The 12,715-nt window shown below is 42.2% G+C and carries 15 protein-coding genes; all 15 read right to left on the reverse strand.

All coding sequences use genetic code 11. The features are described from left to right. Positions 1–29 precede the first annotated feature (29 nt). Positions 30–575 carry a hypothetical protein gene (locus ACS8FC_RS12540; protein WP_439297044.1) on the reverse strand — a complete coding sequence of 182 codons (546 nt, stop codon included), beginning with the start codon at positions 573–575 and terminating at the stop codon, positions 30–32. Next, positions 568–1,275, reverse strand: coding sequence for a hypothetical protein (locus ACS8FC_RS12545; protein ID WP_238038932.1), 708 nt, complete (start codon positions 1,273–1,275; stop codon positions 568–570). Before ACS8FC_RS12545 ends, ACS8FC_RS12540 begins: the two co-directional genes overlap by 8 nt. A 701-nt stretch (positions 1,276–1,976) precedes the next feature. Further along, complete coding sequence (locus ACS8FC_RS12550) at positions 1,977–2,525, reverse strand: leucine-rich repeat domain-containing protein (RefSeq protein WP_439297045.1); 549 nt, start codon at positions 2,523–2,525, stop codon at positions 1,977–1,979. A 141-nt stretch (positions 2,526–2,666) separates the two neighbouring features. Beyond that, on the reverse strand, positions 2,667–3,089 hold the full coding sequence (locus tag ACS8FC_RS12555) for an ion channel (protein WP_201611663.1): 423 nt from the start codon (positions 3,087–3,089) through the stop codon (positions 2,667–2,669). Between the two features lie 124 nt (positions 3,090–3,213). Then, positions 3,214–3,543 carry a DUF6122 family protein gene (locus tag ACS8FC_RS12560; RefSeq protein ID WP_226945081.1) on the reverse strand — a complete coding sequence of 110 codons (330 nt, stop codon included), beginning with the start codon at positions 3,541–3,543 and terminating at the stop codon, positions 3,214–3,216. 101 nt (positions 3,544–3,644) lie between these two features. After that, positions 3,645–4,937: an ATP-grasp domain-containing protein gene (locus tag ACS8FC_RS12565; protein WP_071001775.1), complete on the reverse strand. Its 1,293-nt coding sequence runs from the start codon at positions 4,935–4,937 to the stop codon at positions 3,645–3,647. A 175-nt stretch (positions 4,938–5,112) separates the two neighbouring features. After that, positions 5,113–5,946 carry a twin-arginine translocase subunit TatC gene (tatC, locus tag ACS8FC_RS12570; RefSeq protein ID WP_025645697.1) on the reverse strand — a complete coding sequence of 278 codons (834 nt, stop codon included), beginning with the start codon at positions 5,944–5,946 and terminating at the stop codon, positions 5,113–5,115. Continuing rightward, positions 5,943–6,329 (reverse strand): Sec-independent protein translocase protein TatB, encoded by a 387-nt coding sequence (tatB, locus tag ACS8FC_RS12575; RefSeq protein WP_439261622.1) that lies wholly within the window; start codon positions 6,327–6,329, stop codon positions 5,943–5,945. Before tatB ends, tatC begins: the two co-directional genes overlap by 4 nt. A gap of 55 nt (positions 6,330–6,384) precedes the next feature. Further along, on the reverse strand, positions 6,385–6,669 hold the full coding sequence (gene tatA, locus ACS8FC_RS12580; protein WP_011959992.1) for a Sec-independent protein translocase subunit TatA: 285 nt from the start codon (positions 6,667–6,669) through the stop codon (positions 6,385–6,387). An 80-nt stretch (positions 6,670–6,749) separates the two neighbouring features. Beyond that, positions 6,750–9,368, reverse strand: a complete 2,619-nt coding sequence (locus ACS8FC_RS12585; RefSeq protein ID WP_439297046.1) for a copper-transporting P-type ATPase — start codon at positions 9,366–9,368, stop codon at positions 6,750–6,752. Positions 9,369–9,483: 115 nt separating this feature from the next. Next, positions 9,484–9,636 (reverse strand): hypothetical protein, encoded by a 153-nt coding sequence (locus ACS8FC_RS12590; RefSeq protein WP_286708072.1) that lies wholly within the window; start codon positions 9,634–9,636, stop codon positions 9,484–9,486. A gap of 98 nt (positions 9,637–9,734) precedes the next feature. Further along, entirely contained in the window at positions 9,735–10,013 is a 279-nt protein-coding gene (locus tag ACS8FC_RS12595; protein WP_025645689.1) for a DUF5676 family membrane protein, read from the reverse strand. A 112-nt stretch (positions 10,014–10,125) separates the two neighbouring features. Continuing rightward, a complete protein-coding gene (locus ACS8FC_RS12600; protein ID WP_068037334.1) occupies positions 10,126–10,779 on the reverse strand; it encodes a methyltransferase family protein in 654 nt (217 codons plus the stop codon). Positions 10,780–10,908: 129 nt separating this feature from the next. After that, the gene (locus ACS8FC_RS12605; protein WP_068037337.1) at positions 10,909–12,252 is read right to left on the reverse strand and encodes an APC family permease; all 1,344 of its coding nucleotides are present in this window, start codon (positions 12,250–12,252) and stop codon (positions 10,909–10,911) included. Positions 12,253–12,397: 145 nt separating this feature from the next. Further along, positions 12,398–12,715: DUF305 domain-containing protein (locus tag ACS8FC_RS12610; RefSeq protein ID WP_439297047.1), on the reverse strand; the 318-nt coding region annotated here is incomplete at its 5' end.

The raw sequence follows: 12,715 nt of genomic DNA on the forward strand, positions 1-12,715 counted from the left end.
AAGACAGGTAGGTATATTATTAATATATATTAGTTTTCTGCTGTAATCGCTGTGGCCTGATAACCCCAGCCATCGCGAGCATCTAGCAATCGATAGGTGTTATCAATATACTCTCCTGGAAACAATACCAGTAAGCGACCTGGTACATGAAGAGCTAATTGCTTTACAAAGTCCGATACGGAAGCTAAGCCAAATAATGTGCCACACCCTACTAGAGCCACCAGGGTGTCTTCATCAGCTTCATTTTGAATACGCTCTGCTAACAGCTCCACAGACTGTCGAGTAAATACCTTATACTTAGACTTCAAAAACTCTGGATCTTCAAAATAGTCTTCACGGTATTTTTGTTCTGCCATCCATTGAGGAAACAGGCGCGTTATATCCAACTCTAACCAAGTATGTCCTGCGCTTTCAGTCGCCAAACGGAACTCTTCAGTACGCGCTCGTAGCTTTAGTTCATCTTCTTTGTGGTAGACGGCAAACAGTACACGCTGCTCATCTGCCAATCCTCTCATCCAGGGAATACTAATATAACTAGAATAGCTTTGAATCAGGCGATTCAATCGATTACTCATATATCCATGACTCCTCTTCCTCATTTAAATAGTTAGGAAATGTCACTTCCATCACCTCACTAGAGTGCTTGAAATCAATTAAACCACTGTAGCTTGCCTGCCTTGTCAGCTCGACCAAACGTTCCTGACGACAACCCAGGATTTTAGTCCATTCGGTATTAAACAGCCGATTTCCGGTCGCTCCCTGTAGATAGCCGAGTAATAGAGCAAATGCCACATTAACCGGCCTCACGTCAGGCTCAGCTCGATGCTTTTTGTTCCGTCCGTGCAAATAACCTGCGTTTGTCCATGTGCCGTTAACATTTTGCGCTAGAGATTTGAGCGACGCTGCACTGAACCTGTCAGGATACTGATCACTAATAGCCTGTTCCATATCTTCTCTTGGCAAGTGTTCACCTAACTGCAGAGATAATATTTTGGCTTTGGACATCTCTAATATAGGATCACGCGTCAATGCCATCTGACACGCCAGTAAAGGGCGTGCGCTAGCATCACTCTCCCATAATTGTCGGAAGATTCGAAAAAGTGTAATTTCTGTATCCATGCCATACAAATCGACGAGATGTCGCCAAGTCAAGGTGCGCGACTTACTGGTAGGTTTATGTAAAACGTTAGCCTGCTCAATATCATCACGATAATCGTCAGGTTTTGCATTTACTGGTTGTCCCTCAAATAGTTGTGTCAGCTCCGAGAACATCATAGTGCGGGCTGAATGTGCACCATTTTGCCCGAATTTAAAGCCAAATTTTTGTTGATTTTCTTTTGTAGTCATAACTATAAGCTCTCATTGAATAATGAAGAAGTTGTGTCAATCATCTTTGTAAGTTAATGGCCCTAAAATTGTTTGTCATTATACCCTGGTATAACGCTTTATCAATAAACCACTAGGTCTTTTCCACATTATTCAAATTGCGTTATAGATTGAAACCTTGAATACGTGTAGCAAATGAGCTGATTATCTTTCTACGTGGTCAACTTTCAAACCGTTGACTCTAAGGCTGGTGCGTACCTGAAACTCTGCAGTCATGATAGACAGAGTATTACAATTGGCTATATATTATCTTTTGAGTTTAAAAAGCAATATCATAACAATCTTAATTGGTTAGGCGTTGCTGGCTGCTCAGGTAAAATACACTTTCATATTGTCCAGGCGATTCACTTAACATCGCTTATCATTTTATGAGCAATATGAATGTACATTACATATATTTCGACTCAATTTTAAACCTTTATTCATTATTATAAATTAGATACGATCTGCTTCTTAGGTGAGGATATCGGCGATTTTTAGGGTATTGCATTATTAACTTTAATAGAATAAAGAAACAAGCAGTTAAAATAGTCCTACACAATAAATTGCTTTTACGCCTTTTATCATATAGCTTAGAGGGAATTACAGCCTTACAACAAATACTCAGGTGGCGTGTCTGATATTGGGGTTTGAATCTGACAGCGACCAATGAACATCTTAGTAAGGTTATGAAGTTGTCCAATACTATCAGGTAGCGCTTCGAGTTCACTTTGATCAATAAAGAGTTCAGTAAGATAACTCAGTTGCCCGATGCTCTCAGGTAATGCGACAAGTTTAGAGTGACTAATAGACAGTTTGGTTAGATTAGTGAGCTTACCGATATTGGGCAGTAAATGACTTGAACATATGCCACTGATAGTTATATCTACTAGATTTGTAAGGTTGGTAAGCTCATCGGGTAGATAGGCTATTCTATAGACGTCTTTTGAGTGTTGCTCATCATGTTCAGGCTCTAAGATCTCTAGCTTTTTTAGGGCTAACAGTGATTCTTTATTACGAGGAATTTCAGAATGCTTGAGCTCAAACTCATCTGCCCACGCCCATATTTTCTCAATCCAGTTGTCATTAGTATTTAATGTTTTATTAGAAGTATCAGACTGATGAATGTCCTGATGGTAGTTATTATTGTTTGGATTCATAGCTTTATTCCTTATAACAACTTGAACTATTTTTCTTATGCCAGAATAACGTTAGTATCCTGACATAGGTTTATGCAGCCCTATGCTACACATAGTCGAGATAGTCTTTAGCTAAATAGTCTTTAGCTAAATAGTCTTTAGCTAATTTGCAAGGGGTTTTTTACCATTCATGATCTGCAGCACAAAGGTTCCGGACATTGTAATCAGTAGGAAACCATGGAAGGCCTCCATCGCGGTCATAAATCGAAGATGTCCGTTAGGCATGAGGTCACCTCGCCCAAGCGTTGTGTAGTTAACTAGCGAGAAGTAAAAGTAGTCCATAAAGGTAAGGGAGGCACTGCCGTTGGATGAGGACGAGACGAGGTCACCAACCTGAAAGTTATGCACAGCAACCCAAAAGCCAGTCGCATAAAGCAGTGCCTCAAGGATATGAGCCAGCACGATTGAGGCAACTGCGACCCCAAGGCAGTGTCCCGGATGGCGCGACGGCGTCACAAACTGTGACGAGAATTTTAATACGCCATAATGTATTGCTGTGCAGACAGCGATTAGAATCGCTGCCATTATAATTGCCAGAATCACTTTTTATCCTTTTTGAGGAAGGAACGACATTAAAGGAAGATTACCCTATTTATTTTAACTAATCCTGTATAATTTTTTCACTATAGCTAACGACTACGCATAAGCACTAGAGTCTATTCAGATAGGTCATTACGCAGTCATTTGAATCAGTCAGCATATGTAGTAACAATCCTAGACCAATTATTCTATAGGGCTTTGGTAGAAATAGCATAGCCGCATAAACTGCCATTGCATAGTAAGTATGTAATGGATGAAAATTAATACTACAGCGATCAGGTAAGAAAACAGGTGTTGCTAGCAAGTGATCTAAATCTACCAGCATGGTTGCTAAAAGAATCAAATATACTCGTTTGTAATCATCACGAAAAAAAGTATAGGCAATAATCAACGGCATGCCAAAATGCAGGAAGTAGTGGATAACGGTTTGGATCATCATCTTTCCAATTCAGCATGATGTTTTATTGATAAGTTGGTATGCAGAATAATTAAACTAGTAAACGTTACTTAAGAAGCCAAAGCTACATGTTCATGCTATGTTCAGACTTGAAAAACAGGCGCAAAGCCACCCCCTGGTGTGCGAAAGTTAGTCGCTTGGCCTTGATAGATACGCCCAGCAGTTAGTAGCAGCTGTCCTGCATAGGTATAAAGACGTATATCTACCTTTCTAGTCGTCACCACATCATCAATCTTTATTGATCGCTCTGTAGCAGGGATAAAGGTCTGCGCAATATAGCTTTCATCTAAAATAGTCTCGAATACGCGGCGGGTAATCTTGCTGCCACGGTAAACGCCCTTACTACCATAACCAGCTACTGGCTTAAAAAACAATTGTCTCCGAGTACGCCATAATTCTGCTGCATCCTCTTTTGTAACCATTCTGGTAGTTGGTACTGACTTTTTTAGATATTCTGCATCATCATCACCTAGTCCCCACGACTGCAAAGTTTGCGTATCGGATAGTAAAGTCAGGTTGCGCTTATTAGCGAATATAGCATGGGCATGCGGATTGGGGGTTACTACTACCGCACCCTCTAAATAGGCACTTTTAAGCACGGCGTGGTTGGGGTTTTCAAAGGCGAAATCGACTAACCGATTATAGATCATATCAATGGGCTTGCTATGAGCTGTCAGTACACCATCAGCATAGTTAAGCTCAGACGGATCGAGTATAACGGTATCAATGCCTTTAGCTTGAAGTAGTTGGCAGGCCAGCTGAAACTCCAAATACATGAACTGGCTTTTGGGCTCATTATCCACAATAGCAATGCGATTGGGCATGCTAGTTGCCGATTGTCGCTGCCATTCTTGTATGAACATATTAGCGACCGCTTCTTCAAACCCATCAAGCATTTTAGTAGTAGCAACACTTTGCTCTGAGGGGCGACAGCAGTGTTTTTGTGCGCGGGCAAGTGCTACGTTTAAAAATGCGCCTCCAGCATTGGTATTGATCTCAATAAGCTTGGGGTCATCGCTCCCTAAGTGAAAGTCATAACCCATAAAGGCCCCTATTGGCCCCGGATCGAAAGCCGCGATATTGGGTGCCCACGACAGTACTTGCTGTTGATATGACGGTAGTCTAGCAGTCGACTCAATAGCTGCGATGATTCGCACCATTGCTTCTATCTCTGTCTTAGGGACGAACACCGGTGTCGCTGAAAACAGCTTATTAAGCTCATTGGCTCCTAGTGGATTATCTCTTGTGTTTACTAATTGATCTTGCAGGCTGTTATTAAGCGCTTTACGATCTAAAGTACGGCAATAGCACTCTTGATTAAGCTGATTTGCCAGATTATCATTCGTTTTGTTTTTATTATTAATTAGGGATTCCATTTAAATCTCATTACTAAGTTGAATGTACTGATAGGGTTTAGGGGACAGCCAAAATAAAAAAAGTGTCTTAAATGTTTAAGATAAGGTTGTTTTTATAGTTACTTTACGAAATAGTCATTTTGCAAGATACTTAATTTGCAATATATCTAGTTTATAAATTAGCTACTTTGCAAGGTTATACGGTTTTACGCTCTTCTTTAATGAGTACTTTCGCTAAAAACAAACCTAACTCGAACAGTAGCCACATTGGAATCGCGAGCAATAGCATTGACACCCCATCGGGCGGTGTGACTACCGCTGACACAGCAAAACAACCGACGATGATATATCGGCGCTTACTCTCTAGACTCTGAGTGGATATGATACCGACCATTATCAATAATAAAGTAACCACTGGAATCTCAAAAGTGAGTCCAAATACCATAAATAACTTTAGCGCAAAGCTCAGATAACTGTCGATATCGGTCATAGGTATAACGTTTTGCGGAGCGAATAAAATAAAGAACTTCAATACGCCTTTGAGTACCACAAAGTAGGCAAAAGCGACACCAGAATAAAATAGGAATATCGAAGATATCAGCACTGGAATAGTGATTTTTTTCTCTTTTTTATATAATCCAGGCGCTATAAATGACCAAATTTGATACAGAATATACGGCATCACTACAAAGGCAGCAACGAAAATCGTCAAGCGAATAGGTGCCATAAAGTTCGAGGTAATATCAGTAGCAATCATAGTCGAATTCGCAGGCAGCTGCGCAACCAGAGGGTCTGATAAAAGATTGTAGAGCTCACGCGAAAACCCTACCAATGCTAAGAAGACGATCAAAACGGCTACGCATATTTTGATGAGATGCTTGCGTAATTCAATCAAATGCTCAGTAATAGGCATGTCGCTAAGCACATTCAGCACATTATCAGTCTCAACATTATGGGTAGCATCTGACGCCTTAGCATCTGTATTTGCTAACTTTCTTTGGCGACTTTTTTGGCGCTTAAATAAGCTCATTTATCCCCCTTCTCTATAGCTGAAGAAGAGGTAGTATTCTGTTGATGGTCTTTATCATAAGGGGTGATTGACTGATGTGAAGCGTCTAGGCTTTGGTTCTGTGACTGCTCAAACTTTTGCATACTGCCACGCATTTCTGCTAATTCGCGCTTCATATCCGACTCGGTCTGACGAATCTTTGCCAGCTCATCTTGCATCTGTTTTCGTGTCTCAGCTAGATCAAGCTCAGCTTCTATTTCAGATTGTAGAGTGGATACTGTACGGCGCAGTTTGGCATACCATTGCCCAGCGGTACGTGCGGCTTGCGGCAGTTTTTCTGGGCCCAATACGATTAAAGCAATGACGCCAAACAAGAGTAATTCGGAAAACCCAATATCAAACATAACAGTCACATATATTAATAGACTACTTAGTGCCGCTATTTATAAGCGGCGCGCTTCATACTTTAGGCTGGTCATCAGTGGAAATAGGGCTGATTTCCATATCATCAGCCTGATTACCTACACGCGTATTTAAATCATTACTTGCAGCTGGCGTACTATTTTCATGGCTAAGCACATGATTTTTGCGAGCATTCTCGGGTTCTTCATCTTTGACCGCTTCTTTAAAACCCTTCACCGCACCGCCTAAATCTTTACCTGCATTTTTAAGCTTGGCAGTACCAAATACGACCACCACTACGACCAATAAAATCAGCCAATGTGTAATAGAAAAGCTGCCCATAACGGTATCCTTATATTTTGTGATCTTGTTTAGACCAGTATGTGTCAGTGTGCTTTAGAACACTTTTTACCGTACCAGAATTATAGTTTCAAACGGCGCAATCGCAGCGCGTTAGCAATCACCGAGAATGACGACAAGCTCATCGCTGCCGCTGCTATCATCGGACTGAGCAGAAGCCCAAATATGGGATAGAGCACACCTGCGGCAATAGGAACACCAAGTGCATTGTAGATAAAGGCAAAAAACAGATTCTGTCTGATATTGCGCATGGTGGCGTGGCTAAGCTTATAAGCTTTGGCAATGCCCATTAAATCACCTTTTAGCAGGGTAATGCCCGCACTCTCCATCGCCACATCGGTACCGGTTCCCATAGCGATACCAACATTAGCTTGCGCTAGCGCTGGTGCGTCGTTGATACCATCACCCGCCATAGCGACCAATTTACCGCTGTCTTGCATTTCTTTGACGATACGGTTTTTATCCTCTGGTGAGACATCCGCATGAACTTCATCAATACCTAGTTTATTGGCGACTGCCTGCGCGGTTTTTTCGTTGTCACCGGTTAGCATCACAACTTTTAAACCTGCGTCATGAAGCAGTGAAATAGCCTCTTTAGTGCTTGGTTTAATAGGGTCAGCAACTGAAATAATACCAGCAGCTTTACCGTCTATAGCCACAAACATTACCGTTTCTCCGTCTTTTCTACGGACATCAGCTTTAGTGGACAGCTCATTATCAAAACTATTTAGGCTTTCCATAAGCTTAGAGTTACCAATAGCGACTTTCTTACCATCGACCACGGCTTGTACGCCTTCGCCAGTAGTCGAATTAAAGTCAGTAGCTTTAGGAATAATGAGTGATCTTTCTTGAGCTGCTCTAACGATAGCTTCTGCTAAAGGATGCTCGCTAGCGCTTTCTACTGAGGCTACCAATGCGAGGAACTCGTCTTCATTTTGACCTACCTGCGCATCAATTGCGGTAAGCTCGGGCTTACCAGCGGTCAGTGTTCCGGTCTTGTCGACGACAATGGTATCGACTTTTTCCATACTCTCTAACGCTTCAGCATTTTTGATGAGGACGCCGTTTTGCGCGCCTTTGCCGGTACCAACCATAATGGACATCGGCGTCGCTAGACCAAGGGCACAAGGACAAGCAATAATCAGTACCGCAATCGCGTTAACCAAAGCATAGGTCATAGCGGGCTCAGGGCCGAATATCGCCCAGACAATAAAGGTTATGATAGAGCTGACAATAACAATAGGTACGAACCAACCCGCCACTTGATCTACCAAGCGCTGGATAGGCGCGCGGCTACGCTGGGCTTCAGCAACCATTTGTACAATTTTAGATAATACTGAATCTGCTCCAACATTGACCGCTTCGACTAATAGCGTTCCGGTGCCATTTACCGTACCACCAGTCACTGTATCTCCTGCTACTTTTGATACAGGGATTGGCTCACCCGTCACCATTGATTCATCAACATTACTATTACCATCGATCACTGTACCATCTACGGGTAGTTTCTCACCTGGTTTAACCCGTAGCTTATCGCCAGTGACGACCTCATCAAGCGAGACTTCGACTTCTTCACCGTTTTCATCGACACGTCTTGCGGTTGGTGGTGCGAGCTCAAGCAAAGCTCTAATCGCACCTGAAGTTTGACTTCTAGCTTTGAGCTCTAATACTTGACCCAGTAGCACCAAGGTCACAATGACCGCTGCCGCTTCATAGTAGACTCCGACTTGACCAGAGGCATCTCTGAAACTGTCTGGGAAAATATCGGGGAAAAAGGTCGCGACAATACTAAAAATATAAGCAGCGCCTACGCCTATCGCAATCAAGGTAAACATATTTAGATTGCGGCTTTTTATAGACTGCCAGCCACGGACGAAAAACGGGGCGGCGCCCCAAAGCACTACAGGGGTCGCGAGCACTAACTCAGCCCATTGTAAGATCTTTGAAGAGATACCATACTGACTAAAATTAACTACGTTTAAGTCAAACATACCGCTCATCACATATATTAATAGCGGTACAGTCAACACGGTACATATCCAAAAACGACGAGTCATGTCGTCAAGCTCTGAGGTGTCCTCTTCACCGATAGTAAGCGTTTCGGGCTCAAGCGCCATACCACATATCGGACAACCGCTATTTCTAACGTCTCTCACTTCAGGATGCATAGGACAGGTATATACCGTGCCATCGTAATCAGCAGGTACTTTATCGTATTTACCGCCTTTAACAGATTTTACTCCGCTACTATCAGTATCCTTTCCATGACAGCTAGCGTGACTATCATCTTTAGCAACTTCGTCTTCAGGTTTAAGAAACATGCCACATATTGGGCAGTCACTTTTTTCAACATCTCTTACTTCTGGATGCATAGGACAAATATAAATCGTGCCGTTATAATTTTCTGGTATCTTGTCGTACTTATTGCCTTCGACAGACTTTAACTCATTACTATTATTAGCATCCGCTTTATGACAATGCGCATGACTGCCCTCATTACTGTTGGATTCAGCAACCTCGTCTTCAGGTTTGAGAAACATGCCGCATATCGGACAATCGCTCTTCTCAGTATCTCTAACCTCAGGATGCATCGGGCAGATATAAACCGTACCACTATAGTTTTCTGGCACTTTATCGTACTGACCACCTTTGATAGATTTTTCATCGGCAATATGTTTCATAAAATCACTCCTTGAAGACAATAAATAAAGCTTTTAAAGCACAATCATCAACCTTTAATTGCTATTCATCTAATTACTAATCTAGATATCTCGAAAATTAAGTTTCAATTGGAACTTAATCTTTATTACGCAAATATTTGAGTAAGGCCATAATAGTCAATATCAGTACCGCAAAAACCAGTACTGTAAACAATAAGGAGACAATAGATTCTCCCCAACCCATACCGTGCATCGATCCATTCATCATGCCGTGCATTGACCCATTCATTATGATTTCTCCTCAGTCTAAACTGTGATCACTCCAACTCTTCAATTAATTTTTACTCGAACCGAAGAGGTTTACTGACTGTTAATATATCAATATCTTTAGCGCACTTTGGCGAACCAACGATATAGTGGCACGAACAAGATGGCGAAATACCAACCGTAAAGATATGATTCTACAAGTCCAATTAGAAAACCTGTCCATGTTAACCACTCAAAGCCAGGTAGTAGAGGTGCCCAAGCTTCGTGCATCGCTATCTGTTCGGGTGCGAGTAAACCAAACCCTATGCATAATAGATAACTAATAAGTAGAAACAACGATACACTATTGCCAACAGGGGCAATCCTTAAAGTACTTGTTGTTAAGTTTGATTTGACCATCTTAGTAATCCTCACTATTGTATGATGTGGTTCAAGCTCAAGATAACCAATCGTATCTAACCATGCTAACTCTAAGGATTTGTATGAATTAAAGCTTTATCCTGTATTGATATTACTTTTTAACTCGTGCGGCGGCGGCAAGTTGACGCCATTGACCCCATTGAGGAATAAACATTGGCACTTGCTGTTTGTAAGCAAGGTAGTCTTTACCAAACTCTTCAAACATATGCCGTTCCTCACGTCGAGCTAACCATGTGTATACAAGCACAATCACTGGAAACAGACCGATTGAAAACAGAGTTGGCCAATGCACCACACCCTCACCGAACAGTGCAATAAACAACCCGGTGTACTGAGGATGACGTACGTAGGCATAGAGTCCATCAGTTACTAAACGATTTTCCCCTCGTGCTTTGTGGACTTGGCGCCAACCTTGAGCAAAAAGACCGACTCCTAAAAATGCAATAGCATAGCCGAGTAGCATTGAGATCATCATGCCTGTCTCACCTAAACCAACAAGGGTCGACCATAAGCTAGCGCTGACATATTGGCTGTCCAAACCAAAAAACCGTACTAATAAATATATAGTGAGCGGAAAGCCATACATTTCTGCGTAAAGTGCAATAATGAAAGCCTGAACTACACCAGCACCCGCCCATTCACGCCAGTTCTTTGGTGCGAAATAACGGTAAAAGAACCAAGAAATCAGAACAATAACAATTAGTGCGAGACCCCAAGTTCCAGCGTGATTAAATGACTCATTCATAGCTTACTTTCCCTGTTGTCTTTATGAATATCGTATTGCATGAAATCAATTCTTGAAGATAGTAAGCAGACGCTTAAATCTATGCAATTTTTAACCAAACAATTTTCTGTAAACTCTTTGATGTTACTGTCAATGATGGTCTGCAAGCGTATCTTTTTCGATAGCTTTTTTCCTCGCTGAAGATTTCAGGTAAACCTGCTCAGCCACAGCAATCACTACAATAGTGACGACTGCTACGCCAAGTACGAATGGATCTGAGTTTAGTTTAATCCAGACAAAACCGCCGAGAACCAACAGGTCAAGAAGTATGGCCACTATAGGCACCCACATCACCGCCTTTATATCCTGACGAAGGTATCGCAAAACACCCCAATGAATGGCGATATCCATAATTAGATAGAAAACAATGCCAAGCGCTGCAATTCGTGATAAGTCAAATAACGTCGTAAAAGCTAAACCCAACACCACAGTATAGACCAACGTATGTTTTTGAACGCTTCCCGGCATTCCCAAATGACGATGAGGCACCAGCTTCATCTCAGTCAACATAGCAAGCATACGAGAGACTGCGAAGATGCTAGCAAGGAGGCCGCCAGCGGTAGCTACCATTGCGATTGCAACTGTGAACCATAGACCATAGTCGCCAAGTGCTGGGCGTGCGGCGGCAGCCAAGGAGTAATCTTTAGTTTCGATGATTTCGGCAAGAGATAGATTACTAGACACCGCGAAACCGACTAGAGTGTAAATAACTACGCATATTGCGATTGATATTACAATGGCACGGCCGACGTTGCGATGAGGATTTTTTACTTCCGAGCCACTGTTGGTAATCGTGGTAAAGCCTTTAAATGCCAGTATGCCTAGCGCCGTTGCGCCAAGAAAGTCACCAACAGTATTAGTGTCATCTAATGTAGAAGAATCAACTGCAAAGCTATCAGCTAGCCAGATACCAACCAACCCGAATATAAGAATACCGACAATTTTTATAATACCGATAACCGATGCAACCCCCTGAATCCAACGATTACCAAGTAAATTGATAAAGAACGCAGCAAGAATAAGCGCGGCGCCAAGGATGGATACCATGCGACCGCTGTCATCGCCACCGAATAACTGCATAGTGTATGACCCGAACGTCCGGGCCAAAAAGCTCTGCGCTATAACCATGGAGAAATACATCAGCAGGGCATTAAATCCAGTCGGTAAACGATCTCCGTATGCCTGATGCAGGTACATTGCAACACCGCCAGCCGACGGGTAAGCGTTAGAGATTTTGATATAAGAATAGGCACTAAAAGAAACAACGATTGCGGCGGCTAGAAAAGCAAGTGGGAAAAGCGAACCCGTCATCTGAGCCATCTGACCGGTCAGAGCGAAAATACCAGCACCGATCATGACACCGGTACCTAGCATAACTGTTCCTGATAATGTCAAACTATCCTTCTGATAGCGAGTCGTTCTATCTTGCTTCATACTTATTCGACCTTAATCTATTTCTTCGTAGAACTTCAGTTTTACAGGTTATTTTTGAAGTAAGGAGTAGGTATAGTTAGAATTAAAAGACGCGATATAGTAAATAGTTTTTAAAGAAGAGCTTACTTATTGGTATCATAATATATTATTCCAACTCATCAATAAGTGCTTGCATCTCACCGATTTCACGCTTTTGTGCTTCGATAATGTCATCAGCAAGCTGACGTACACGTGGATCTTCGATATCAGCACGCGAACTGGTCAAAATAGCAATCGAGTGATGCGGTATCATCGCCTGCATCCAATCCACTTGATCGACCGTTTGTTGTGATCTAACGCCCCATAAACCAAAGGCAAATAGCACGACACTAATCCCATAAACCATTAGATTGACCTTAGTCTTTTTATACATATTGGTCATAAAGGCGAGCATAATAATAGCCATCATAGCGCCCATATATAA

The organism is Psychrobacter sp. 1Y4, from assembly GCF_051847555.1.

What these genes read in the sequence shown, in the direction of transcription:
- ACS8FC_RS12545 (WP_238038932.1), bottom strand. Translation starts at nt 1,275, where the DNA reads ATGATGTTCTCGGAGCTGACACAACTATTTGAGGGACAACCAGTAAAT.
- ACS8FC_RS12605 (WP_068037337.1), bottom strand. Translation starts at nt 12,252, where the DNA reads ATGAAGCAAGATAGAACGACTCGCTATCAGAAGGATAGTTTGACATTA.
- ACS8FC_RS12590 (WP_286708072.1), bottom strand. Translation starts at nt 9,636, where the DNA reads ATGAATGGGTCAATGCACGGCATGATGAATGGATCGATGCACGGTATG.
- ACS8FC_RS12565 (WP_071001775.1), bottom strand. Translation starts at nt 4,937, where the DNA reads ATGGAATCCCTAATTAATAATAAAAACAAAACGAATGATAATCTGGCA.
- ACS8FC_RS12540 (WP_439297044.1), bottom strand. Translation starts at nt 575, where the DNA reads ATGAGTAATCGATTGAATCGCCTGATTCAAAGCTATTCTAGTTATATT.
- tatC (WP_025645697.1), bottom strand. Translation starts at nt 5,946, where the DNA reads ATGAGCTTATTTAAGCGCCAAAAAAGTCGCCAAAGAAAGTTAGCAAAT.
- ACS8FC_RS12595 (WP_025645689.1), bottom strand. Translation starts at nt 10,013, where the DNA reads ATGGTCAAATCAAACTTAACAACAAGTACTTTAAGGATTGCCCCTGTT.
- tatA (WP_011959992.1), bottom strand. Translation starts at nt 6,669, where the DNA reads ATGGGCAGCTTTTCTATTACACATTGGCTGATTTTATTGGTCGTAGTG.
- tatB (WP_439261622.1), bottom strand. Translation starts at nt 6,329, where the DNA reads ATGTTTGATATTGGGTTTTCCGAATTACTCTTGTTTGGCGTCATTGCT.
- ACS8FC_RS12585 (WP_439297046.1), bottom strand. Translation starts at nt 9,368, where the DNA reads ATGAAACATATTGCCGATGAAAAATCTATCAAAGGTGGTCAGTACGAT.
- ACS8FC_RS12550 (WP_439297045.1), bottom strand. Translation starts at nt 2,525, where the DNA reads ATGAATCCAAACAATAATAACTACCATCAGGACATTCATCAGTCTGAT.
- ACS8FC_RS12560 (WP_226945081.1), bottom strand. Translation starts at nt 3,543, where the DNA reads ATGATGATCCAAACCGTTATCCACTACTTCCTGCATTTTGGCATGCCG.
- ACS8FC_RS12555 (WP_201611663.1), bottom strand. Translation starts at nt 3,089, where the DNA reads ATGGCAGCGATTCTAATCGCTGTCTGCACAGCAATACATTATGGCGTA.
- ACS8FC_RS12600 (WP_068037334.1), bottom strand. Translation starts at nt 10,779, where the DNA reads ATGAATGAGTCATTTAATCACGCTGGAACTTGGGGTCTCGCACTAATT.